We start from the raw sequence: 23,665 nt of genomic DNA, 5'->3' as shown, positions 1-23,665 counted from the left end.
AAACAAAAGAGAAGCGACAATCTCTCGTCGCCTCATCTCTGGAATTTTTATTGAGCAACTGCAACTTCACGTTTTGGAGGGCGGTTTGCTCCCGAACCCACCATACAACGTCCTTCTTTTATGTGGTATTCAAATTCTGCTCGGAACAGATGCATGGCGCTGGTAATCGGAACAGGCGCAGAATCGCCCAACAAACAAAACGATTTTCCCTGTATATTGCCGCCCACGTTGAGTAACAAATCTAGGTCTTCCGGTCGTCCATGCCCATGTTCAAGTCGGTGCAAAATTTGCACCAACCATTGCGTACCTTCACGACAAGGGGTACATTTACCGCAAGATTCATCCTTGTAAAACTCTACCAAGCGCAACACTGCCCCTACGATGCAGGTTTGGTCATCGAAAACTATTATTCCAGCCGAACCAAGCATTGAGCCGCGTGCTGCTACCCCTTCAAAATCCATCGTGGTATCCAGCACTTCATCAGTAGCGGGCAAGATGGGCATCGAGGAACCGCCGGGGATAATACATTTCAGCTTTCGCCCCTTCCATACACCCCCGCCAAGCTCATTTATCAGAGTGCGAAAGGTGGTATTCATCGGCAACTCATAGTTACCGGGGCGTTCTACATGCCCACTCAGGCTGTAAAGGGCAATCCCTTTGCTTTTCTCTGTACCCCACTGAGTGAACCACTCCGCCCCATTGAGCATTATGTGCGGTACAGTAGCAAGGGTTAGCGAGTTGTTAATGACAGTAGGCGCACCATACACGCCACCGCCGACATTAGCCGGAAAGGGTGGTTTCAGTTTTGGAAAGCCGCGCTTGCCTTCTAGAGACTCCAACAAAGCGGTTTCTTCGCCGCAAATATACGCCCCTGCCCCACGATGTACCACTATTTCACAGCTAAAATCGCTGCCGAGAATGTTTTTACCTATCAATCCGGCGGCGCGTGCCTCTTCAACCGCTCTTTCCAGAACCCGCGCTCCTCTGGCAAATTCACCTCGTATATAGATAAAGCCTATTTTTGAGCCGATTGCGTAACAAGCTATTAGGATTCCTTCTATCAGTTGGTGGGGATTGCCATCAATAATTTCGTGGTTGCTGCACGTGCCGGGTTCGCTTTCATCCGAATTGCAGGCTACATACTTAACAATGCTTTCGTCCTTTGGGATAAAGCTCCACTTTATACCAGTAGAGAAACCCGCACCACCACGCCCACGTAATCCGCTCACCTTAACCAAATCTATCACCTGCTCAGGTTTATATTCCTTTAAGGTTTTGGCGAGGGCGGCATAGCCACTATTAGCGCGATACACTTCGAGCTTGTAAATATCCGGGATTTCACGGTGTTTAAGCAATATATATGGAAAAGGCGGCTTACCTTCAGGGGTAGCCGATTTTGGCTCAGGATATAGCATCAAACCTTTGCTCATTGGCTAAATTCTCTCTAGGGTAAGTAATAAGGATTTTCTTCCGCCGTCTGCAACTCTTCTAGCATCGCTACAAACAATTCTGGGTTTAGGTTATAGACATATTCGTCGTTAACCTGTGCGCACGGAGCAGCAGAACAAGCGGCAAGGCATTCGATTTTCATCAGGGTTATTCTGCCATCAGGGGTGGTTTCCCCCAATTTCAGAGAAAGTTTTTCCTTGCCCATTTCCAAAAGTTCATCACTACCCCGCAGATAGCACGAAATGCTATCACACACTTTAATAACATACTTGCCTACCGGCTTGGTAAAAAACATCCGGTAGAAGGTTACAACCTGCTCAACCTCGCTCACCAGCATATCCAGCAATCCGGCTACTTCAGTTGCCGCTTCAGTCGAGATGAAGCCAATCTCAGCCTGTACAATATGCAGAGCAGGTATCACTGCACTGGCAGACCTGCCTTCTGGGTAATTTTTTCTTAGCGCATAAATACGCTGTCGCGCTTCCTCACTCAGTTTTTGCTCAGAAGCGGTTGTTCCGTTATTCATCTGTCCACTTCACCCAAGATAATGTCAATTGAGCCGATTGCCGATACAATATCGGCAAAGTTTGACTTGCCTTCCAACATTAAAGGCATACTTTGTAGATTGGCAAAGCTAGGGGCGCGAATGTGCATCCGATAGGGCTTGTTGCTGCCATCGCTAACCAAATAATATGCCAGTTCGCCACGCGCCGACTCTACTCGACTGTAAATTTCACCCGCCGGGGGTTTGTAGCCTTCCGTAAACAACTTGAAATGGTGTATTAGCGATTCCATATTGGTAGCGATTTGCCATTTCTTAGGGGGGGCAATCTTGGGGTCGTCAATCATCCAATCCCCTTCGGGCAACTTATCCAAGGCTTGCTCTATAATTCGGATACTCTGTGGTACTTCGAGCATACGCACCATAAAGCGATCATAAACATCCCCGGTCTTGCCGAGCGGCACTTCAAAATCATAAGTTTCGTAACCGATATAGGGGAACATTTTACGCACATCATAGTTTACCCCAGAAGCGCGCAAAATCGGGCCGGTTACGCCATAAGAAATTGCCTCCTGCGCGGTTAGAGCGCCGATACCTTTGGTGCGTTCAAACCATAGCTCACTGTTAGTCAGGAGTGTATGGTACTCAGGCCATCTCTTCTTGAAAATAGCCAGAAAATTGCGCACATCGGTGTCAAAACCGGAGGGTAAATCGGCATACAAGCCACCGGGCATAATATAACTGGTCATCATCCGCACGCCCGCGCACTTCTCGAAAATATCGAGGATAATTTCGCGCTCTCGCATTCCGTAAAGGAAGGTACTCAGCGCTCCCAAATCCATCGCGTGCGTACCAAGCCATACTAAATGACTGCTAATGCGTTGAAGCTCAGTAAGTATTACCCGTGTAACTTGCGCCTTCTGCGGTACTTGCTTCTCGATTCCAAGCAACCTTTCGACTGCCAGCGAAAAGCCTAAGTTATTAATAAGCGGGTTAAGATAATCGGTACGGTCGGTCAGGGTAAGAGCCTGATTATAGGTTTTGCTCTCGGCGGTTTTTTCAATGCCAGTATGCAAATAGCCGATGTCCGGCACGCATTTTACCACCGACTCACCACTCAGTGTAACTACTAACCGCAAAACCCCATGAGTCGAAGGATGTTGAGGTCCCATATTTATGGTCATCAACTCTTTATCAGGCGACTCTGACTGGTCAACTATTTCAGGGTCGAGAATATTACTCTCGTCCTCTTTATCTCCGTCTTCCTGTAACCAGCTATCCTTTAAAGCCAGATCTTCCAAGCTTAACGACCTCTTCTCTTATGAATTACTTCTGCCGACCGGTCTGAACTGATTAGCAGGCATAACCGGGCGGCGCGGTCCCGTAATGGGATAATCTTTGCGAAGTGGGTGACCTTGCCAATCATCCGGCATTTCTATACGCCGCAAGTCCGGATGCTCGGTAAAAGTAATACCGAATAGGTCGAAAACCTCGCGCTCGTACCAGTTAGCGCCCGGAAATAAGGCAGTGACGCTGGATACGATTGGATTCTCTCCCGGCAAATTTACTTTTATTCGGATAACGGAAGCTCGTTCTAGCGACAATAAATTATAAACTAGCTGGAAGCGCGGCTCTTTTTTCCAATCTACCGCCGTGACATCTTCCAGCATAGTAAAGCGGGCTTCATCGCGCAGATACTGCAATACTTCCAGCAATTCATCGGCAGGTACAATAAAAGTGGGCGTACCATCCGCCGCTCGCATTTCGCTGCGTTTTACGTTTGGAAAACGCTCTGCCTTGAGAGTATTTTCCTCATTTTGAACCGGGTTAGCGGGTTCGTCCGAAGTTGGGGTCACTCACTACCTCCGGGGCATAACTCATCGGATCAGGTGGATTGGGCACGCCTGCCATGATTTTTTTCTGTAAAATTTGAAAGCCTTCCAATAGCGCTTCGGGATTAGGTGGACAACCTGCCACATAAACATCTACCGGCACTATCAAATCTACGCCCTGTACAATAGCATAATTGTTGAATACGCCACCACAACTGGCGCATGCTCCCATCGCAATTACCCATTTAGGACCGGGCATCTGTTCGTAAATTTGGCGAACGGCAGGAGCCATCTTAGCAGAAACACGCCCCGCCACAATCATCAAATCAGCTTGTCGTGGGGAAGCTCGGAATACTTCCGAACCAAAACGTGCCATATCAAACCTAGCGCCCCCTGTCGCCATCATTTCGATAGCGCAACAAGCCAACCCAAATAGAGCAGGCCATAAAGAGGATTTTCGCCCCCAATTTGCCAAGTTATCAACGGTAGTAGTGACCATACCCCCCACCGGAGAGGCGCTCATAATTGATTGAGCATCACCGGGACGAGTTGCATTTATAGTGAAAAAATCTTCAACACGATAAAGCTCATTACCCATTTTTTAATCCCATTTGAATGCGCCCTTTTTGAGCAAATAGATATAACCCACGCCCAATACCAGTAAAAATAAGCCCATCTCAACCAAACCAAATACCTTAAGTTGGTTTAGCAGTACCGCCCACGGAAAGAAAGCCACCGTTTCAATGTCAAAAATAAGGAAGAGCATCGCCACTTCCAGAAATTTAACGGGGAAACGATTCGGAACTTGCTGTAGCAAAGGCACACCACCCTCGTAAGTCGATGTTTTGGCTTCACTGGGGTTTTTTGCGTTCTGCAGCAACGCTATTCCACTGAAAAGGAACGAAGCTAACACAGCAAAAATTAATAGAATTAGTATGGGCACATACCCTTCAAGCATCGCTCTATCGCTTTCTCTCCCGCGTTTTTAAGGCACGGGTTTTAATTTTAGGGGAATTTTCACGGGTATATTTGTTACCAAAGACACTGCTTTGTGTTTTTAACATACTACTCTAACGAACTATTGTGTGTCAAGGGTAACATGTGAAATATCAGGCAAACCCTGAGTAAAAGCAGCGAGTATAGCCTCACTTCATTAGTAAATCTAATAAATAATTTGGTCAGCTGAAGGGTTTTCTATGTTATAATGCTTCCTAAAATTATACTACGAAGCAGTAGCCTGTAAGCGCCAAGATTGCTTTTGATTTCAAAGTAAGCTCATAACCTCAATATTTACTAATAATGCTTAAACCGGATACCTTTATGAGTTTTAGAAATAATGCTCCAAAGTATGCAATTTATATTGTATTAGTTTTCGTATTTAATTTGTTGCTTGCTGCTTGTGGAAATTCTGATGTTACTCCTACTAATACAGTTTCGAGCGTTAATTCGACTACTATCCCCCCAACGTCTGCACCAAACGCTACCACCACCACTAGTAACGCTCAGGCTACAATCACTTGGTCATTTTGGGGTGATGCCGGTGAGGTAGCCGTTAACAATAAATTGGTAGAGCAATTCGAGAAATTTAACCCCAACATCAAAGTCATAACCTTGCATGCGGATTGGCAGGATTACTTTAATAAGATAGACAACGAATGGGTGGGAAATAAAGCGCCAGACGTGATGTTCATGGCATATATCCCGACTTATGCCAGCAAAGGTATTCTTGAAAACCTTAGTCCTTATATTGCCAGAGATGGTGATGTAAAACCGGAAGATTTTTACCCCAACCTTTTAATACAACATCAATACAATGGGCAACAATACAGCTTACCGCGAGATAATGATACTAAAGTTGTTTATGTCAACTTGAAATTGCTCAAAGAAGCCGGGCTTACCACTCCTAAAGCGGGTTGGACTTGGCAAGACTTGCGCGATTATTCCAAAAAGCTAACCAAGCGTGATGAGAAAGGTAATACTACCCAATACGGTTATGCCTTTGAAGTCAATGAATGGTGGCAACTCTGGGTCTGGCAAAACGGGGGTGAGGTTTGGGATAGCTTTACGCCACCTGAACCACCTCGCAAAACTTTGATTGATTCACCGGAAGCAAACGAAGCAATCCAGTTCTTTGCCGATCTAATTAATGTTGATAAAGTGACACCCTCTTACGAAGTTATGAGTAATGGAGACAATAATATAAAGCTTTTTACGGAGGGGAAAGTAGCAATGGTTTTTGGAAACCATTCTGCCGTACCTGCATTTTCAAAGAATCAGAATTTAGAGTGGGATGTGGTTCCCTTACCGATGGGTAAGAAAAGGGTCAATGTAATCGGTGGAGCAGGGTATGCGATTAATCATGACTCGAAGAATAAAGAAGCCGCTTGGCAATTCCTCAAATATTTATCGAGTGAATTGGGGCAAGGTTTCTTTATGGAAACTGGGCTAGTTGTACCATCGCGCCAATCTATCCGTGAAGATAATATATACGTCCGCAACAGCAAATTTAACTGGCAAGTTTTTGTGGAAGAAACTAGGCTAGGTCATATTTACCCTGAGTTTCGCTCTTCGAATAAACTTAATGGCATTATTGACCAGACACTTGCTCCGGTTTGGCAAGGGAAAATGAGTGTTAATATAGCGCTGGCGACCCTACCCAACATCCTCAATCCACTTTTGGCTAAATCCTAATCCCGGTAGTAAATAATAGTTTTTCATCTCATAAACTGAGGTTATTAGCGATATGAATAAAAAAGAGCAACATTTCAATAAATGCTTTGCCCTCCTAAGCTTTTTGCTGGTCAACTTGCTATTAATCGCTTGCGGTGAGGAAACTGCAAAGCCAACAAGCGCTATTAATACTCCGGCACTCGGTGGAGGAACTTCTGCAACAAGCGCTACAAAAAATGTGTCTTTGACTTTTTCGTATTGGGGAGACGAGGCAGAGATACAAATAGATAAGAAGCTAATTGACCTATACGAACGGCTGCACCCCGGAATAAAAATAATCTCACTATATGAGAAGTGGGAAAATTATTTTAACCGAGTAGAGCAGGATTGGATTGGCGATAAAGCTCCAGATGTGATGTTTCTCAGCTATATACCCAATTATGCCAGCAAAGGGATTCTCGAAAGTTTACAGCCTTATATAGCAAAAGAAAAAGAGCTAGATTTGAACGATTTTTACCCAAATCTACTCGAAGCCTTTCACTATAACAATGCGCTATACGGTTTGCCTCGTGATAATGACACCAAAGTTATTTATGTAAACTTGAGGATGTTCAGAGAAGCGGGTTTGGCAACTCCCAAAGCAGGCTGGACTTTACAAGATTTACGTGAAGCGGCAAAAAAACTGACCAAGCGAGACGAGAATGGAAACATTACACAGTACGGGTTTGCTTTCGAACCTGATTACTGGTGGCAACTCTATGTCTGGCAGCTTGGGGGTGAAGTCTATGACTCCTTTACTTCGCCCGAACCACCTTCAAAACTTCTGCTCAATTCGCCAGAAGCGCTTAGTGGAATCCATTTCTATTCTGACCTAATTAATAAAGACCGGGTTACACCGACTTATGAGCAGATGAATACCTCCACTGAGATAACCCAGCTTTTCCAGGATGGGAAATTGGCAATGGCATTTGGAGGGCATGGCAAAGTGCCAGCCTTCAGCCAAACACCGGGATTGGAGTGGGATGTAGTGCCCTTGCCTGTCGGAAAACAGCGGGTAAATGTAGCGGGTGGTGCGGGATATGTCATTCACAAAAACTCAAAGAATAAAGCGGAAGCATGGGAATTGGTCAAGTTTCTGACGGGCGATTTAGGAGAGGGTCTATTCATGGAAACCGGGTTGCTGACACCAGCACGGCAATCTATTAGAGAAGATAATATCTATCTACGCAATAGCAAATACAACTGGCAGGTATTTAACGAAGAGAGCAAATATGGTAAGCGCGTGGCACAATTCCGCTCCTCTAATGACGTGGTCAAACTGATAGATACTGAACTAGAGTCGGTTTGGCGGGGTCAAAAAAGCCCGGTGGAAATACTTTCCGGGCTTCCTGCTAAAATTGATCCGGTTCTAGCCAAACTTAAAGTGTGATTTCTACTGAAAGGGTAACAAATTCCACCCTTTTTAGTTTTCTACCAGAAATAACCCTAAGATTGAAAGCATTTCTTTCAACGCAGCTTGCGCCTTAACTACACCGATTGTATGCGCCTTCGCAAGAATAGTTTGAGCAAGGTCAAGTATTGTCTCAATCGTAATCGGTGTATCAAGGTCGTCATTCATTGCTGCAAAGAAACGCTGTTGCCACTCCGTAGGGTGTAATTGCTCGTTAGCGGTTTCACTTTCCACTGCCAGCGCCTTTTCTAACTGAGCCAACCAACCTTCCGCAATTACTACGCCACTTTCTTCATAATGCAGCGGCTCTCGGTAATGGATACTTAAGAGATATAAGCGTAGTGCATCGGGACGGTGGTTTTTTATTACGTCACGAACCAGCACTAGATTTCCCAATGACTTGCTCATCTTATCGCCACCGAGATGTACCATCCCGATATGCACCCAGTATTTGACAAAGGGATGCTGCCCGGTATAACTCTCGCTCTGGGCTATTTCAGAGCTATGGTGCGGGAATAATAAATCTGCGCCACCGCCATGAATCTCAAATTGCGCGCCGAACTGGTTTAATCCAATTGCACTACACTCAATATGCCAACCGGGACGACCCTCTCCCCATGGAGAGTCCCATCTTGGTTCACCCGGACGTGCCGCTTGCCATAGCACGAAATCCAGCACGCTTTCTTTAGCATCATTTTCAGGGTAATCTACAAGGCTATCAACAGCAGCAGCGCGAGCTTTCTCCAATAGTTCTTCCGGGTTCAAATGACTTAACGCGCCATAATTTTTGAAAGATGCTGCCCGAAAATATATATTCCCATCCTTGGCTTCATAAGCCGCCCCGCGTTCGATCAAGCCCTTTACCATTTCGATTATCTCAGGGATTTTAGTGGTAGCGGGTATATAATTGTCGAAAGGTAGGCAATTGATGGCAGCAAGGCTATTGCGGTAAATTTCATCCCATTGGCGGGCAAGGTCATTCCAATTAACTCCATCGCGATTTGCCCGTTTGATAATATCGTCATCAATATCCGTCAGGTTCTGCACATGCTTAACTTGATAACCCAAATATTCAAGATAGCGGTGGAGTATATCAAAGGTCAAAGCGGTAAGCGCATGCCCTATATGGCTGGTATCATAGGGTGTAACGCCGCATACATAAATCCTAGCCAAATCAGAACCGGGTTCTACCGAACTAAATGGCTCTTTTGTTTGTGAATAAGAATTATAAAGTTTGAAAGAGTTAGCCAGAGCTTTTAGCATAAATATTATTATCTCCTAAAACTGAATTTATATTTATCAGCGACGGCGCAGAGTGGGTGTAGGAGGGATAGGTGTTGGTGTAATGGCGTAACCCCGTCTCGCCATTTCAGCCAAAGAAAGGTTCTCTTCGACAACACGCCAGTTACCACCTTCAACCTTGTAAAAACGCATTTGAGTGCCTTTATGATTGCCGGCACTAAAGGTCAAAGGTGGCAACAATTGCTCCGCATCATAATTGTTCAAAGTTTCAAGTGCTGCTTTAATATCGTCTCCATTTATTCCCTGCCCTTTAGTGGGGCTAGCTACTAAGGCACGGCGAGTACCTTCCAGCAATACCATTGCAGTAGCCCAACCCTGAATATACCGCATATCCGGTTGGGTAGGGGGACTATATTCCGGCAAACGCGAAGTGTTAATTTTAGTTTGATGTGCGCGCCACCACTTCTTTAGCACCGTCATACCGTTAGATTCATCGGTTGGGTAGGGTAGCGTTACGCCTACATAATAATTCTCAGCAGCATTACCTCCAATAACATCTAGAAAGTCCGGTCCTCCTGTGGTAGGCATACCGATAAACTTACCGACTACTCCTGCTTTTCGTATAGCCGACATAGCAGCGGCTGCCAAAGGTGCTTCGGCTTGAATTATAGTCCAATCCGGTTTAGCTGCTTTAAGACGATTCACTTCATAATCTATGTTGCGGGGATCAACTACAGGATTCAAGAGACCTTCATGATACCAGAAGATATTGTTAGCAGCAGCATAATTCCTGCCAGCCTGTAGTGGATACCGACCAAACTCATTATCTACCAGCAAATTAGCAATCCCCAATCTGCGGATTGATTCAGGGTGATAAATACGGGTAAATTCCACTAGCATCTGCATCTGGTCAGAATAGCTCGGGGTAATCATAAAGTTATAAGGGCTTTTTTTAGTATCGCGAGTCAGTTCGTCACGGTAGCTGGCAGAGAAAAGAGGGGTTTTGCCATTGTTAATTTGAGAGCTAAGCGCTTGGGTATCGGAGTGGTTCCAACTGATAAATGCTACCACACCTTCATTTACCAGTTTCTGGTATTGCTCAATTGCTACTGGAGCTTTCCCAGCATAATTTACTACGCGCATATCTATCCGGTAACCTGCTGCCCCCCCTGTAGAATTTAGATAGTTTATATAACCACTTACCCCGGCGGCGTACTCTCGCGCGTCTTCTGTAGGAGCGGTTGTCAGGTCGAACATAGCGCCGATTTGAATACTTCCTTTAAAGCCGGGAAGTGGGGTAGGAACATTTACCGGAGTAGCTGATGTATTGGCATCAAGTCCGCAAGCTACCAGCAAGAGGTTCAGAAGCATAAGCAAAGCAACTCCGCTTGAAGGGAATCGGGTAATTCTGGCACGCTTTTTTTTCACAGAGTTTTACTAAGTGCTCCTCGATCATCCGCATTACTAATCCGGGATATTATTATACCCCAAACAAGAAACAGGGGTATAAAGGGCATGGTATTTATTTGTATTGATTGCGGTTAGTTTTTGAGATCAAAGGTAAAAAAAGCCCCTTCCCATTAGTTTCAGGAAGGGGCAAGGGGCTAAATTTTATCTAGCTTACTTGGTTCAGGTGGCTTCTCGTCTTCTTTACCAAGCGAAGCAGTCGGGTCGGTTACTTTAGGGGCAGAAATATTTATTTTTGTAGTTGCGTCTGTCCCTTCAATACCAGCAGCATCTACTTTTGGAGGTTGCTGTACTGGCAACTTCTCCTCAACTTTTGGTTTCTCTGGCGTTTTAGCAGCCGGACTAGTCGCTTCATTTGGTTTAGCTTCCATTGCTTTTTTTGCAGCATCAACCACCGGAGAAGAGGTTATTGGCTTCGGAGCTTCCACCGGCTTTACAAACGCTACGGTCGGAGCGGGCGTTACAGGCTTTGGCGCTTCCGCTGGCTTTGGTGGCTCTACCTTCTTGATAGCCTCAACCACCGGAGCCGGGGTAACTGGCTTTGGCGCTTCTGCTGGTTTTGGTGGCTCTACCTTCTTGGCTGCTTCAACCACCGGAGCAGGAGTAACTGGCTTTGGAGCTTCCGCTGGCTTCGGGGCTTCTACCGGTTTTACGGCTGCTACGGTCGGAGCGGATGCAACGGGCTTTGGAGCTTCTGCTGGTTTTGGTGGCTCTACCTTCTTGGTTGCTTCAACCACCAGAGCAGGAGTAACTGGCTTCGGAGCTTCTGCTGGTTTCGGCGCCTCTACTGGCTTTACAGCTTCAACCACTGGCACAGGAGTAACTGGCTTCGGAGCTTCCACTGGTTTTGGTGGCTCTACCTTCTTGGCTGCTTCAACCACCGGAGCAGGAGTAACTGGCTTTGGCGCTTCTGCTGGTTTCGGCGCCTCTACTGGCTTTACAGCCTCAACCACTGGCACAGGAGTAACTGGCTTTGGCGCTTCTACCGGCTTTGCTACCGGAACTTTGGCAGTTGTTGCAATTGGCTTGCTTTCTACAGGGTTTTTAACCGGAGCAGCAACTTGTTCAACAGCCCGTACCTTAACCTTACGAATAACCCGATCTATTTCCGGGGAAGCAACAGCATCCAACACCGGCTTCAGGAAGGGATAAATCGTATAATGCAAGATAACATTCTTTGCGATTGGACCATTATCAATGTTGCTACGCAGACGATTAATCGCATTTTGACGGGCATCGGCATCAGTGGCAACCGTACCAAATAAATCCATAAGCAAGGCAGAATTACCGCTAATGCCCGATATTCGTAAGCCTAAAGTGCGTGGGTCAAGCCATAACCCCCGAATGATTCGACTGAACGTGAAAAGATTAAGTGCACCCATACCGAGTGATACACCAAATGGCATTGCGACAGTTCTTTCATTCTTTGATACTACTGGCTTTTCTTCCTTTACCTTTGCAACTTTAGGCGCAGGAGTTGGTCTTACTGCCGGTTTAGCTGAGCGAACCGGGGTAGCAGCACGAGGGGTTGGTGCTGGTTTTGGCGCTGGCGTGCTTATAGCACTGGCTACTGGCTGGCTACTCTCTTTTTTATCAAGCTTGCCAAAATCTGAATAAAACCAGTCCTCATCTGCACTACTGGTAGTCTTACTAACCGATGTCACTTTAGGTAAAGCTGCAACCTTTGGGGTAGCTACGGGCGTACGCGTTTTTGGAGCAACACCACCCTTCCCCAACTTATAAGGAGAAACATAGCCTCTACGTAATTTGGAATCCTTATTTTTGTTAGACTCTTCCTTGCTTGCTGCACTAGCGGATAATCTTTCGAGCATTTCCGTTTCTTCGGTATAACCTTTTTCTATCCAAACGCCGTTAGCTTGCTGGACATAGAATGACTTCATTGCATTGGCAATAGTAGTCAAACGCTCGGTGGATTCCGCCAACTCCGACTTGAATTTTGCATTAAAGGCGTCAATACCCGGTGTTTCACCACCTTTATTGCTTAGGAAATAAATCATGCTAGCACAAGTGCGTACATCATCAAACGGCATCAAGTCTAGATACAGGGTTATTCCGGTTTCTTTGTCAGCACCTTCAAATTGAGGAATAGGTTCGTCAACATTCTCGTTTTTGGTACGAACTGCTATTCTTCGTTTTGAAACTGCCGAGCGAGTTCGATTTGAAACTTTAACCATGCCTTCGAGAGGGCTACGTCTTCCGAATTTTTCAAGAACCACATCCGACCACTCAAACCTGTCAACTAGGTCTCGGTTCTGACCCCTACCCCATGTAATGAGGTTAGTAGTGGTAAGTACCGCGTAATCATGCAGGGTAAAAGAGCCAAGACGACCACCATGCTGTTCCAGTACCACACAGTCAAATACTGCTAGAACTTGAGCGCCTTGCGCTAGAAGCTTATGGGCTGCCGCAAGTTTGTAAAACTCCAGCACATGCCTTCGAACTACATTTTTTCCTATGTAAATACTGGTAGGTAGTTGAATACCTTGCAATCCGGCATCGCCCAGATTTTTTACATCCTGCGTCATATCGAACTCTCCTTGAGGGTTATATCAATTAAGAGCCGGACCATCGGATACTGCAAGAGTGGCCTGGTTTTCCTGCTTATCATATTGATTATTATTTGTCATAAAAATTGACAAATCTGTCTTCACACCTACTGAAGTGTTGTACTCTGTATCGGATTCGGACATAAACTCTTCAGCAGTTGAAACACCCTTCCTACGAATCGGAAGTCTTTTGACTTTCTTGGGTTCTGGATTTGACTCATCACCGGCACTAGCTTTAACAGAGTTAGACAACTGCTCCGTAGATACACTCGCCATTTCAGAGGTAGGAGTTTCCCCGCTCTCAACAGAAACCGGTCTTGATTCCTTTTCCGACAAGTGTACTGATGTAATGTTGGAAGGTTTGCCGGATGTGCGGCGTTCCACCTTCAATGCTTTTCCTGCTAGAGGAATTGTTCGTAATGAAGGGGCTTTGTCATCATCGTCATCTACATTTTCAACTTTGGGGGTGCGACGTTCCTCATTGCTTTTGTTGCTATTCCCGAACGACAAGCCACCCGTGCTTTTATTTATAAAAGCCATCGCTAACTCACGCGCCGCTGGGTTTTTGCTAACCGTTTCCATCAAGCCATTAGCAGCAGTTATAAACTCGGTCATCTCCTTGAGATTGAACCCGCTATTGCGCAGTGATTGAAGAGCAGGCATCGCCCTAGATTCAGCCTCTTGGCGCATTTTGCTTAACCCATCCCAAGCAGTGCGCGCTACCCTACCCATCATATAAATACTCTCCGGTGGTATTTCACCTTTTGGGGTTTGCGCTTGGTAATCGCCTTGCCCGGTATCTCCTGCGCCACGACGCTGACGGATCCCGCCACTAAAGCGAGAGGAGGCAGCGTATTGCTGTCCATTTGACCAATTCATATCATTTGCAGAATTGGGATTTTTTGGATATGGAACTTCCTGATTGTATGGAGAATATGAGGGTGCTTCACCCGTCTGGAAAAGGCGCGCTTCATTTGGATTCGTGTAGCCGTAACCATTTGATGATTTAGGCGCAGGAGGTTGATTACCCATTGGGCGAGCAGACTCATCAAAGCCATCCAACCGTCGTAATGGAGTCATACCGGGGTCAAAGCCATTCCCGGATGAACCATCAGCGGCAAAATCGTTGGAGGCATTGCCGTTGGCAGTTCCCAAACCGTTATTTTGAGCAGATTCCGGGGCTTGAAATTTGCTGATAAAAACCTTCTGGAACAAAATAAGAATTGCCTGAGCACGATCTACAGGACCAGCACCACCCTCAACCATATCGCGCATTGCGCTACCAAGTACATCCAGCATATCGGCTAGAAGCGACAAATCGGGAAGGGGGATAAAATCAAAAGATAAAATTACTCTGGAAGGCTCTTTGGTCTTATTTGTAATATCAACTTCAGGCATTAAAAGAGTGAGGCGTAAAGTCCCATGTAGCAAGTCTTTTTGAGACTTTTCAGCTACAAATACATGGGAAAGGGGAAAGTGATCAACGTAGTCTTTTACTTGATCGCGCATCCAGAGGGTAACGCGCGTATTAGTTATGAGTATGAAATCGCTAAGCGCCAGACCACCTACACGTTTACCAGCCTCATCGAAAAACACACCATCGAAGAAGCCCAGTACAATATCATCCGGGTCAATAATGCCCAGTTGGTATGCCTGCTGGATATGGTGCCATTTACTATTTGTGCCTACCAGAATATCGCCCGAAATTGCCCGGGGTCGCAAATCATTACTCATCGGACTAATCCTTTTTCAGCTGCCATTAGCAAGGCAGAACTACAGTTAGTGAGAAGTGAGATTGTAAGTACCTAAATGACAAATAACGAGTAACGAGCATTTCAGGTAAAGATTGTTTAGCTTTTGGCTAGGCAACCCCAACTTTTCATGTTTATCTCGTTACTCGTCATAGTTCTAGCCGAGCTTAGTAAAGCGCGACTCGATCTGTTTCTCCCGGAAACGACCAGGGGAAGCAACAACAGGAGTTTCAACCTGGGGAACCCGACCGCCGCTGGATACGCCCCAAGTATTAGCACAAATGCGCTCTACCGCGTCTCCGGTGGTGCGCAGCATACCTGCGACCCACATCCACCAGCCATCGCTCTGTACTTCAAAGAACTCAGCTGCGTCAGACGCAACTCTTGCAACCAAACCTGCCATCCAAATTCACCTCCCTTCAAAAGTGAGATTGTTGCGGGTTGGACAAGCTAGAGACTACTTCTAGCCCCTTTACCTGCCTAAAGAATTATCAAGCCGTGTACGTGTAGCTATATAAAAGTGCCTTGCGGCGGATTTGTTCAAAATACCCTGTTACTTAACACCCGAAGTAGCCGGTTCTGCTTTGCTTGGGTTAGTAGCAGGTGAGAATGATACAATCAGATACTGCCCTTCAAATTCAGCTGCGCCAGCTTCCATTCCGGCTACTGCTACCGGCAAGGTCGCGATGCGGCGCTGATTACCCAATTGTACAATCAGTTCATCGCCTTTGTGCCACAGATCAAGCGCTTCTTCGTTGGCAAAAGGCAGATACATCTTTAATTCGTAGCCGACACCCTTCTTGTAAATCTCGTAAGGACGTTCGGTATACATAAAACTGGTAGCATCTTCGTTGCCGTAGATGTCGTTGCCCATCTGGGTTAAGAACTCAAGACCAACCACTTCCTGCTGATACATTGGTACATGCCGAATCGGTAGTGGTACGAAGCTATCATGGATTTCCACTAAGTGCTTCTGTTGGATAGTCTTCCAACGATTCATGTAACCACTGTCTTTATCGGCGGGCAAAATACGGTTTACAATTACATTGTCAACCATCAAACCGTACATTCCCAAGTAGGTTAGAGCGCGTTGTGATTCTTTAATTACCATCTTTTCAGGGTTCATCACCAAACGAACGCTGGTTACCTTGGTATCGGATAGGATTCCGGTTAACCCTTCCAGTTCCGAGAACATGTTATCAATAGTTGTAAATACTTCTTCCGGCGCAACTACTTTGCTGAGAGGAGACACCTTAGAAAGAGGGCGTAACACTGGTTTTACAAGATACTTCTCAGTATTTCTCAGTGCTTTAATAGCCCATTTCAAGGTTTCAGGCAGACTGAGCATACGTAGTGTTTCACCAGTAGGGGCGCAGTCTACTACCAATACATCATATTCACGACTCTTAAAATACTTTTTAATCCGGACGAGGCTGAATAACTCATCCATACCCGGTAAAATGGCAATCTCATCCGCAAGCAGACCGCTAACGCCCTGTGAACTCATCAGGGTAGCAAAGTGCTGGCGAACTACTTCCCAGTTATCTCGTAGATCATCATAAATATCTACTTCAAGTCCAAATAGATTGGGCGCAATTTCTCGCGGTTCAGGCCCAAGAAACTCGTCAATGTCAAAGCTATCCGCAAGACTATGTGCAGGATCCGTACTCATCACAAGAGTCTTATAACCTTGTGATGCTGCTTTGGCGGCAGTAGAAGCTGCTACGCTAGTTTTGCCAACCCCGCCCTTACCTGTAAAGATGATAATCCGCATCTGTTTGTATCTCTTCCTAAAAAGCTAAGTTGAGTGAGCAACAACAGAAATGCCAACCTACCTACTTATGGCTAAAATGCTTTGTATGGTTAGTAAGAAGGTGGCGCATATAGACCTACTACCTATGGTTGGTCTTTAGGTTGAATTAATCGTAACACGCAGGGTATGGCTAGTCTGTAGCATTTACTACACCTAAAACCCTGGCAGAAGCCTATCACAGTGCCCTAAAAATCAGCCATGTAGCCTAGACAAATCTAAATCCAACCATGCTAATATTTAACAAAATATCATTTGTTTTTACTATAATACACTATCATGAACAACTTCGTATCACGGGAAGGCTATATTTTCTTTGGCTAGTTCTGTCTCAACTACCGATATCCCGACAAAAAAGCTTGGCATCCCACAAGCTTCAGTGCAAGGCTTCACTTTCGCAGATTTTTTATTACTCGTCTGTGTCAGTATCTGGGCTTTAAATGTACCACTAATAAAGTCAATTCTGCAATATTTAAATCCACTGGCAGTTTCAATTCTGCGCTTTACAGTTGCCGGGCTTATAATGTTTGCCATATTCTTGTATCGAGAGCGTTCGCTACGAATTCAACTTAAGCATCTCCCCTTGATGATTCTCTGCGCACTGTGCGGTATCACTCTAAACCAAGTGGTTTTCGTATATGCTTTATCCAATACCAGCGCCTCGGAAGTTTCGTTGCTGATGGCAACTACTCCGACCTTTGCCGTGCTAATTGCTTGGATGCTAAAGCAGGAAAAAACCACTGCCAGTTACTGGAAGAGTTTGCCGATTTCACTGGCAGGGGTAGTATTGATCGTACTGACTGCGCCCGGTGCGCATCTATCAGGAGGTTGGTTTGGGGATTTTCTGGCAATTCTTACTGCTTTCTCATGGGCAGCCTATACCGTCATTTTGCGCCCTTTGATGCGGCACTACTCTATCACCAAATTGGGCGCCTATATAACGCTTATGGGTACAGTTATGCTCTTGCCATTTGGCTTACCTCAGATTAATATAGATGCAATAACTAACCTCCCGGCAATTATTTGGGTGGAATTGATATACGCTACGTTGGGAGCAGTAGTTTTAACCAACATTCTATGGTATTTTGGTGTGAAACGCCTAGGTGGCCCACGAACCGCTTTTTATTCCTACTTGCAACCATTTCTCGGTGTAGTAGCGGCGGCGTTGGTGCTAAGCGAACAGATAGTGATTTGGCAACTTCTAGGTGGTATTCTCATCATTCTGGGAATGTTAATCTATCGCCGAGTTCTAAGTTTTAGCCGAATACGAAAATTGATACTGAGGAGCTAATGGAAACTGTCAGGTTTGAAGCGGCTGGTCTAAAATGCGTGGCGTTAGAGCCTACTAAACCGGGTGATTACCCTTTGGTGGTGATTCTACACGGTTGGGGAGATTGGGGCGAAAGTTACCTCGACATCGGTGAAGTAATCGGGCAGGGAGAACGCTATCGCTTTGTATTTCCAACTGGGTCGGTTCCGGTTCCCGGTGCGCTTTTCGGCTGGTTTAACCTTGATATGAATTTCCGCGATTTTGCCAAACGCGCCTCAAAAGCGCGACCTTTGCTCAATAGTCTGCTGAACGAATTGCTAGAACGTTACAATTTGCCCGCTTCTAAAGTTGTACTTGGCGGCTTTTCGCAAGGGGGCATGCTCACCTTTGAAGGTGGTTTGCGCTATCGCCACAACAATGAACCCTTAGCCGGATTAATTGCCCTCAGTAGCCTCCTTCCGGCTGATGACCCTCAAAGCTTACCAGAACTGGAAAAAGTAATCGCAGAGGCGGCACAATTGAAAATGCCGGTTTTGATAGCACATGGCACCTACGATCAGGTAATACCGGTACAAGCCGGACGCGCCAGCGAAATTACCCTGAAACACGCCGGAGTGCCGGTGACTTATTTCGAATTTCCCGGCTACCACCAGATAAGTCTCGAAGAACTAAATGAGATAGAATCGTTCTTAAGTCGCATCCTGTAGTTGAAACTACTGCTATTTCCCCTCTTTCCGCAATAATTTGAATCAACGCTATCAGGCATAAACCCGTTAACTTTTTTTCCTATGTGCTTGCCGATTACATCGGTTTATCGGGTTGTAGTGCTGCCTGACTATAATTCTTGATAATACCTGATGAAAAATAAACAGTAATTTTTAAAGTTAGCATCAGGGGGCGGCTTTCCCGCCCGGAGAGAGGAAATTGATATGCGGCTGAATCTTATATGGCCTGAATCCGAGTCGCTAGTGTGGCATTTACAGCCCCGCAACCTTACAACCTATCCGGTAAGCTTAACATTATTAGCTGCTTTAACTCCCGATAATTGGGATATAAAAATAATCGATGAGCGTATTGGGGAAAAAATCGATTTCGATGAGCAAGTAGACCTGGTTGGTATTGCAGTACGTACCTTGTTAGCGCCGCGCGCTTATCAAATAGCGGCGGAATACCGCAAACGCGGTGTTAAAGTGGTAATGGGTGGTCCCCACGTTTCAGTATTGCCGAGCGAAGCCTCAATGAAAGCTGATGCCATTGTAATAGGCGAAGCTGAACCAGTTTGGTCTGAAGTTATCAAAGATTTTGAAGCGGGGCAACTAAAACGTTACTACAAATCGGATGGTTTACCCGCGCTGGGTAATCACCCTATCCCTCGTTACGATTTGGTAAAAGGTAAGGATTATTCCGCAATGATTCAAATCGAATCATCCCGCGGTTGCCCTCATACTTGCAGCTATTGCAGCGTGCCTGACCTCTACGGCAAGAGCTACCGCGAACGCTCGGTTAGCCAACTGCTGGAAGAAATTGCTATGTTCAAAGAGATGTGGTTCAACGAAGTCCCAGATATGCCCGGCGCACCCAAACGCAAGTTGCATATCTCCTTTGTAGACGACAATATCTGGCCTAAACGCAAACACACCCGTGAAATGCTGGAAGCGCTTACCAAACTAGATGTCGAATGGAGCGCACAAGCTTCGATAGTTTCATTGCGTGACCCTGAATTTCTAGCATTGGCTAAAGAAAGTGGCTGCCAGTTATTCGGTATTGGTCTTGAAAGCATCAACCAAGAGAGCCTACTTGAAGTTAACAAGAAAATTAACCAAGTAGACCAATTCTCTGAAACTATCCAGATGATCCACGACCACAACATCGGTATTCAGGGCTATTTCATGTTTGGGTTTGATCACGATAAGCCGGACGGCTTCGACAAAACCGCCGACTTTATCATCGAGAACCATATCGAGATGCCGGTTTTCTTTATTCTAACGCCCTATCCCGGCACCAGTTTCTATAATCACTTGAACAGTCAGGGTCGTATCTTTAATCGGAACTGGGCACGTTACGATGCGCATAATCTGGTTATCAACATGAAAGGCATGTCCAACGAAGATTTGAAAGAGGGCTTCCTGCACATTCATGAAAAAGTATACGGACCAGGTTACATTGACAAGCGGCTTGCTCACTTGCCTGAGTTCAACTTCTTCCGCTTCGCCAACAAGCACTTGGAAGAGTTCGGACAGAAACTGCGCGGTCATTGGGACGAAGTTGAAGAAAAAGACCGCCAAATGGCTGCTATCGTAACCGAGAAGAAGAAATTCAATCTTCCGGTGGGTAATTCAGCCCCACAGGTAACCTTGAACTAAGGAAATTTTTGTCCAGAGCAAAAACCAGAGGGGCGTACTAGGTGCGCTCCTCTTTTTGTTTCTTCTTTCCCTTGTTCTCCATGTTTTACCTTTGAAAACAAGGTTGATAGAATAGAGGTAGTTAAAATTTCAATATCAGACCATAACCAATTTTTAAGGAAGTAATATGGACTCAAACCCTCTTGTTGGAATAATAATGGGCAGCGATAGCGATCTGCCTACCCTTAAGCCCGCCGCAGAGATTTGCGCCCAATTCGGGGTAGCGTATGAAATTCGGGTTGTATCAGCGCACCGTACCCCGCTAGATATGGCAGAATACGCCCTAAGCGCCCACCAGCGCGGCATTAAAGTAATTATTGCGGGTGCAGGTGGCGCAGCCCATTTACCGGGTATGGTAGCGGCACACACCCCTTTGCCGGTTATCGGTGTGCCGGTGCTGAGCGAGACATTGCGAGGTTTCGATTCGCTATTATCCATAGTGCAAATGCCACCCGGAGTCCCAGTTGCAACCGTCGCCATTGGAGCAGGAAAAAACGCCGGACTACTGGCAGTGCAAATATTGGCTACCAGTGACCCGGTACTACTTCAGAAAATGTTGGATTATAAAGCGGAGTTAGAAAAAATGTCGCGGGAGAAAAACCAGAATTTAAAACTTTAGTTAAGATTCAGGCGACGCGCTGCCTTTATGGTATTAGCCAGAAGCGCCATAATTGTCATTGGGTCAGTACCACCGGGCGTAGGTGAAATTGCACCTGCTAATGGGTAAGTACTGACCCAATCCACATCCCCAACCATCCGATCTTCATCATCCCGATTCATACCAAAATCCAGCACTGCCGCGCCCGGTTTGAGCATATCACCGTGAATCAAACCCGGCACACCGGCACAAGCAACCACAATATCGGCATCTTTAAGATAATGCTTTAAATCCTGAGTCTGACTGTGGCAGACGGTTACCGTAGCATCTGCCAATGTCAGCAAATCTGCTATTGGTTTACCGATTATGCGGCTTCTACCTACCACCACCGCATGTTTTCCAGTCAGTGGCACATTATAGCGCAGCAACAACTCCAAACCTCCGGCGGCTGGCGGCGGAACCATCGCATCCAGATTCGAAAATAGCCTGCCTACGTTAAGGGGATGTTGCCCCTCCACATCCTTAGCAGGGTCAATCATAACCACCATCTCTTCAAAGTTTAGATGGGGAGGAAGTGGAGTTTGAACTGAGATACCATCATACTGGATATGGCTATTCAATTCTCGAATCAAGAACTGCAACTCACGATCGCCTGTATCGGAAGGCCATAGATAAGCGCCGAATTGCATGCCTATCTTATAAGCCTCTTTTTTTGCCCGGTCGGCATATTCAATAGCCCGACGGTCGGAACCCAGTACCAGCATTGCCAATCCGGGAGGTCGTCCAAACTCTGTTTCAAATTCCTGTACCTCATACTGCATTTCTTCACGGATTTTATCTGCCAAGGAAGCGCCATCCAATAAAACCGGGTTTCCTGGCCTGCTATCTGCAAACCCATTCATGCTAAGCTCACCGCTTTTAGTTTATACAAGCCCTAAGAAATAATGATTTCCCCATATTATAGCCTAGTATTTCAAGTGCGGTAAAGTCCTTTTTCGCAGTTTGCTCACGAAATTATAGTTCGGCTATAATCAGATTGAAGTTTTTTCTTCCAAATATTATTTAGAAAGAATAAATATGAGCACAGAATTATTTAAATCAAAAGCATGTGGGCATCGAGGCGCTTGTGGTTATGCCCCCGAAAATACCTTTGCTGCCTTTCAAAAAGCGCTTGAACAGGGCGCTGAATGGGTTGAGTTTGATGTACAACTGAGTGCAGATGGTATCCCCATAATTCTGCATGATGACACCCTTGAGCGAACCAGCGATAAAGGGGGCGCACGCCGTCCAACCGAACTTACTCTTTCAGAATTGAAAGAACTCGATGCAGGCACATGGTTTGGCACAGCATTTGCGGGAGAACGCATTCCTACACTAGAGGAGGTACTAGAAGAATTCGGGCAAAAATTGGGACTTAACATTGAAATTAAGAGCACCCCCAATTTTGAAGCAGACAATGGTATCGAGAGAATGGTAGCGGACGCAGTGGTGAAACACAAGTTGGTGGATCGAGTTATTGTCAGCAGCTTTGACCCTTTCCGGCTTGCGCGCTTGCACGCCTATAATCCCACAATTCCACTCGGTGCGCTTTACACCGGAAAACCAGAAAATTACCCGCCCAATTTCGACTATTTTCAACTTGCCGAAATGACCGGGGCAATCGCCCTACACCCGCATTACAAGCTCATTGACGAGGCTTATATGGTGCGTGCCCGCAATAGGGGGTTAAAGGTCAATACTTGGACTGTTAATGAACCGGAGGAGATGGAGTGGTTATCAAAACTAGGGGTGGATATTATAATCACCAATTACCCTGATAAATTGGTCGCCGTGTTAGAAAACATTGAATAAGGCTAAAAACAGTCGTAGTTCTAACGGCGTTGGGTAACTACCATCAAACCAAGACATAGCAGGGATAATATCACCAGATAGCATGTTACAAGGAAAGATTGCACCAATTTTGCCCCATTTAGACCGGGCAAATTTTTTATAAGGGGAATTTTGCGCCATTTCTCTTGCAAATGAGCATAGTTAAAATAAGTCAGGATGCCCAATAACAGCGCAATAGGTATTCCGGCGATAGCCAATAGCGGTACTCCCGGAATTAGCGCCAGCAGCCCTACAAAAAAAATACCGATATAACCTAAACAGCTAAAAGCTACCCCGGTTGCACCACTAAACTGTCGCTGTGCTTCAAAATCTAGCGATGGATCTAACGCGGCTTCACGTTCTAACCATTCAAATTCCTCAAGTTTCGGCAACTTGGGTATGTGACCATCCCGTGCTTCTTCGGGTAAAAAAGGTGCTTGCTCAGAACCGCAAAGATTACAAAACCGGGATTGTTCGGGTATTTCTTCCTTGCAATTTATACAAATCATCGAGTGTTATTATAATTGCCCTATAGGTTTGAATACAATACTTTGGAGAAAGAATGTCAGGGCAGTTGCAAGTTCGGAAAGGGAGTGCTGGTGGAACGCCTGCCGGGGTCGCAAGGGGTGTCCCCTTGAACTCACCATCTCTCTTCTTCTCAAGCGGGAGCAGAAGGTTATTGCCCTAAAAACGGTTCTTGCAACCACCCTGGAAGGAATGTGCGCAGACAATGTGAGAGTCTAAAAATGACTTGACAGAGAGGGGTCAAATGCTTATAATACTCAC

Annotated in this window: 21 protein-coding genes; 7 read left to right on the top strand and 14 right to left on the bottom strand. The window is 45.8% G+C overall.

Going from position 1 to position 23,665, the window contains the following annotated elements; all coding sequences use genetic code 11:
* Window positions 1-47 precede the first annotated feature (47 nt).
* The 6 genes from nuoF to OZ401_RS01685 form a co-directional block, all read right to left on the bottom strand.
* The gene (gene nuoF, locus OZ401_RS01710) at window positions 48-1,430 is read right to left on the bottom strand and encodes an NADH-quinone oxidoreductase subunit NuoF (protein WP_341468986.1); all 1,383 of its coding nucleotides are present in this window, start codon (window positions 1,428-1,430) and stop codon (window positions 48-50) included.
* A gap of 14 nt (window positions 1,431-1,444) precedes the next feature.
* Window positions 1,445-1,975, bottom strand: a complete 531-nt coding sequence (gene nuoE, locus OZ401_RS01705; RefSeq protein WP_341468985.1) for an NADH-quinone oxidoreductase subunit NuoE — start codon at window positions 1,973-1,975, stop codon at window positions 1,445-1,447.
* On the bottom strand, window positions 1,972-3,135 hold the full coding sequence (nuoD, locus tag OZ401_RS01700) for an NADH dehydrogenase (quinone) subunit D (RefSeq protein WP_341469839.1): 1,164 nt from the start codon (window positions 3,133-3,135) through the stop codon (window positions 1,972-1,974). Before nuoD ends, nuoE begins: the two co-directional genes overlap by 4 nt.
* A gap of 135 nt (window positions 3,136-3,270) precedes the next feature.
* Complete coding sequence (locus tag OZ401_RS01695; RefSeq protein WP_341468984.1) at window positions 3,271-3,807, bottom strand: NADH-quinone oxidoreductase subunit C; 537 nt, start codon at window positions 3,805-3,807, stop codon at window positions 3,271-3,273.
* Entirely contained in the window at window positions 3,779-4,306 is a 528-nt protein-coding gene (locus OZ401_RS01690; protein WP_341469838.1) for an NADH-quinone oxidoreductase subunit B, read from the bottom strand. The genes OZ401_RS01695 and OZ401_RS01690 overlap by 29 nt, the downstream gene beginning before the upstream one ends.
* A gap of 78 nt (window positions 4,307-4,384) precedes the next feature.
* On the bottom strand, window positions 4,385-4,663 hold the full coding sequence (locus tag OZ401_RS01685) for an NADH-quinone oxidoreductase subunit A (protein ID WP_341468983.1): 279 nt from the start codon (window positions 4,661-4,663) through the stop codon (window positions 4,385-4,387).
* 440 nt (window positions 4,664-5,103) lie between these two features.
* On the opposite strand from OZ401_RS01685, the gene OZ401_RS01680 reads away from it, so the two are divergent.
* Window positions 5,104-6,474, top strand: coding sequence for an ABC transporter substrate-binding protein (locus OZ401_RS01680; RefSeq protein ID WP_341468982.1), 1,371 nt, complete (start codon window positions 5,104-5,106; stop codon window positions 6,472-6,474).
* Window positions 6,475-6,526: 52 nt separating this feature from the next.
* Window positions 6,527-7,882 carry an ABC transporter substrate-binding protein gene (locus OZ401_RS01675; protein WP_341468981.1) on the top strand — a complete coding sequence of 452 codons (1,356 nt, stop codon included), beginning with the start codon at window positions 6,527-6,529 and terminating at the stop codon, window positions 7,880-7,882.
* Between the two features lie 33 nt (window positions 7,883-7,915).
* On the opposite strand, the gene cysS is transcribed toward OZ401_RS01675, so the two are convergent.
* From cysS to OZ401_RS01645, 6 genes are all read right to left on the bottom strand, one after another.
* Window positions 7,916-9,166, bottom strand: coding sequence for a cysteine--tRNA ligase (gene cysS, locus OZ401_RS01670; protein WP_341468980.1), 1,251 nt, complete (start codon window positions 9,164-9,166; stop codon window positions 7,916-7,918).
* A 36-nt stretch (window positions 9,167-9,202) separates the two neighbouring features.
* The gene (locus tag OZ401_RS01665; RefSeq protein ID WP_341468979.1) at window positions 9,203-10,516 is read right to left on the bottom strand and encodes an ABC transporter substrate-binding protein; all 1,314 of its coding nucleotides are present in this window, start codon (window positions 10,514-10,516) and stop codon (window positions 9,203-9,205) included.
* Between the two features lie 233 nt (window positions 10,517-10,749).
* Window positions 10,750-13,158, bottom strand: a complete 2,409-nt coding sequence (locus OZ401_RS01660) for a hypothetical protein (protein WP_341468978.1) — start codon at window positions 13,156-13,158, stop codon at window positions 10,750-10,752.
* A 24-nt stretch (window positions 13,159-13,182) separates the two neighbouring features.
* Window positions 13,183-14,913: a hypothetical protein gene (locus OZ401_RS01655; RefSeq protein ID WP_341468977.1), complete on the bottom strand. Its 1,731-nt coding sequence runs from the start codon at window positions 14,911-14,913 to the stop codon at window positions 13,183-13,185.
* 174 nt (window positions 14,914-15,087) lie between these two features.
* Window positions 15,088-15,333, bottom strand: coding sequence for a bacteriochlorophyll c-binding family protein (locus OZ401_RS01650; protein ID WP_341468976.1), 246 nt, complete (start codon window positions 15,331-15,333; stop codon window positions 15,088-15,090).
* Between the two features lie 150 nt (window positions 15,334-15,483).
* Entirely contained in the window at window positions 15,484-16,704 is a 1,221-nt protein-coding gene (locus OZ401_RS01645; protein ID WP_341468975.1) for an ArsA family ATPase, read from the bottom strand.
* A 352-nt stretch (window positions 16,705-17,056) separates the two neighbouring features.
* Here OZ401_RS01645 and OZ401_RS01640 point away from each other — a divergent pair, with 352 nt between their 5' ends.
* From OZ401_RS01640 to purE, 4 genes are all read left to right on the top strand, one after another.
* Window positions 17,057-18,031 carry a DMT family transporter gene (locus OZ401_RS01640; RefSeq protein ID WP_341468974.1) on the top strand — a complete coding sequence of 325 codons (975 nt, stop codon included), beginning with the start codon at window positions 17,057-17,059 and terminating at the stop codon, window positions 18,029-18,031.
* The gene (locus OZ401_RS01635) at window positions 18,031-18,717 is read left to right on the top strand and encodes an alpha/beta hydrolase (protein ID WP_341468973.1); all 687 of its coding nucleotides are present in this window, start codon (window positions 18,031-18,033) and stop codon (window positions 18,715-18,717) included. The genes OZ401_RS01640 and OZ401_RS01635 overlap by 1 nt, the downstream gene beginning before the upstream one ends.
* Window positions 18,718-18,939: 222 nt before the next feature.
* Window positions 18,940-20,373, top strand: coding sequence for a B12-binding domain-containing radical SAM protein (locus OZ401_RS01630; RefSeq protein WP_341468972.1), 1,434 nt, complete (start codon window positions 18,940-18,942; stop codon window positions 20,371-20,373).
* A gap of 166 nt (window positions 20,374-20,539) precedes the next feature.
* Window positions 20,540-21,031 carry a 5-(carboxyamino)imidazole ribonucleotide mutase gene (purE, locus tag OZ401_RS01625; RefSeq protein ID WP_341468971.1) on the top strand — a complete coding sequence of 164 codons (492 nt, stop codon included), beginning with the start codon at window positions 20,540-20,542 and terminating at the stop codon, window positions 21,029-21,031.
* On the opposite strand, the gene OZ401_RS01620 is transcribed toward purE, so the two are convergent.
* On the bottom strand, window positions 21,028-21,870 hold the full coding sequence (locus OZ401_RS01620; protein WP_341468970.1) for a bifunctional 5,10-methylenetetrahydrofolate dehydrogenase/5,10-methenyltetrahydrofolate cyclohydrolase: 843 nt from the start codon (window positions 21,868-21,870) through the stop codon (window positions 21,028-21,030). The two genes, purE and OZ401_RS01620, sit on opposite strands and share 4 nt — an antisense overlap.
* A 217-nt stretch (window positions 21,871-22,087) precedes the next feature.
* On the opposite strand from OZ401_RS01620, the gene OZ401_RS01615 reads away from it, so the two are divergent.
* Window positions 22,088-22,861, top strand: a complete 774-nt coding sequence (locus OZ401_RS01615; protein ID WP_341468969.1) for a glycerophosphodiester phosphodiesterase — start codon at window positions 22,088-22,090, stop codon at window positions 22,859-22,861.
* A 20-nt stretch (window positions 22,862-22,881) separates the two neighbouring features.
* On the opposite strand, the gene OZ401_RS01610 is transcribed toward OZ401_RS01615, so the two are convergent.
* Window positions 22,882-23,388 (bottom strand): zinc ribbon domain-containing protein, encoded by a 507-nt coding sequence (locus OZ401_RS01610; protein ID WP_341468968.1) that lies wholly within the window; start codon window positions 23,386-23,388, stop codon window positions 22,882-22,884.
* Between the last annotated feature and the right edge of the window lie 277 nt (window positions 23,389-23,665).

Source organism: Candidatus Chlorohelix allophototropha (genome assembly GCF_030389965.1).
Classification (GTDB): Bacteria; Chloroflexota; Chloroflexia; order Chloroheliales; family Chloroheliaceae; genus Chlorohelix; species Chlorohelix allophototropha.
This window is presented reverse-complemented; position numbering and strand designations above follow the sequence as displayed.

Excerpts from the sequence above, each read along its gene's own strand:
- nuoF (WP_341468986.1), bottom strand. The coding sequence starts at position 1,430 with ATGAGCAAAGGTTTGATGCTATATCCTGAGCCAAAATCGGCTACCCCT.
- nuoE (WP_341468985.1), bottom strand. The coding sequence starts at position 1,975 with ATGAATAACGGAACAACCGCTTCTGAGCAAAAACTGAGTGAGGAAGCG.
- nuoD (WP_341469839.1), bottom strand. The coding sequence starts at position 3,135 with ATGACCATAAATATGGGACCTCAACATCCTTCGACTCATGGGGTTTTG.
- OZ401_RS01690 (WP_341469838.1), bottom strand. The coding sequence starts at position 4,306 with ATGAGCGCCTCTCCGGTGGGGGGTATGGTCACTACTACCGTTGATAAC.
- OZ401_RS01680 (WP_341468982.1), top strand. The coding sequence starts at position 5,104 with ATGAGTTTTAGAAATAATGCTCCAAAGTATGCAATTTATATTGTATTA.
- OZ401_RS01675 (WP_341468981.1), top strand. The coding sequence starts at position 6,527 with ATGAATAAAAAAGAGCAACATTTCAATAAATGCTTTGCCCTCCTAAGC.
- cysS (WP_341468980.1), bottom strand. The coding sequence starts at position 9,166 with ATGCTAAAAGCTCTGGCTAACTCTTTCAAACTTTATAATTCTTATTCA.
- OZ401_RS01665 (WP_341468979.1), bottom strand. The coding sequence starts at position 10,516 with ATGCTTCTGAACCTCTTGCTGGTAGCTTGCGGACTTGATGCCAATACA.
- OZ401_RS01660 (WP_341468978.1), bottom strand. The coding sequence starts at position 13,158 with ATGACGCAGGATGTAAAAAATCTGGGCGATGCCGGATTGCAAGGTATT.
- OZ401_RS01655 (WP_341468977.1), bottom strand. The coding sequence starts at position 14,913 with ATGAGTAATGATTTGCGACCCCGGGCAATTTCGGGCGATATTCTGGTA.
- OZ401_RS01650 (WP_341468976.1), bottom strand. The coding sequence starts at position 15,333 with ATGGCAGGTTTGGTTGCAAGAGTTGCGTCTGACGCAGCTGAGTTCTTT.
- OZ401_RS01645 (WP_341468975.1), bottom strand. The coding sequence starts at position 16,704 with ATGCGGATTATCATCTTTACAGGTAAGGGCGGGGTTGGCAAAACTAGC.
- OZ401_RS01635 (WP_341468973.1), top strand. The coding sequence starts at position 18,031 with ATGGAAACTGTCAGGTTTGAAGCGGCTGGTCTAAAATGCGTGGCGTTA.
- OZ401_RS01630 (WP_341468972.1), top strand. The coding sequence starts at position 18,940 with ATGCGGCTGAATCTTATATGGCCTGAATCCGAGTCGCTAGTGTGGCAT.
- purE (WP_341468971.1), top strand. The coding sequence starts at position 20,540 with ATGGACTCAAACCCTCTTGTTGGAATAATAATGGGCAGCGATAGCGAT.
- OZ401_RS01615 (WP_341468969.1), top strand. The coding sequence starts at position 22,088 with ATGAGCACAGAATTATTTAAATCAAAAGCATGTGGGCATCGAGGCGCT.
- OZ401_RS01610 (WP_341468968.1), bottom strand. The coding sequence starts at position 23,388 with ATGATTTGTATAAATTGCAAGGAAGAAATACCCGAACAATCCCGGTTT.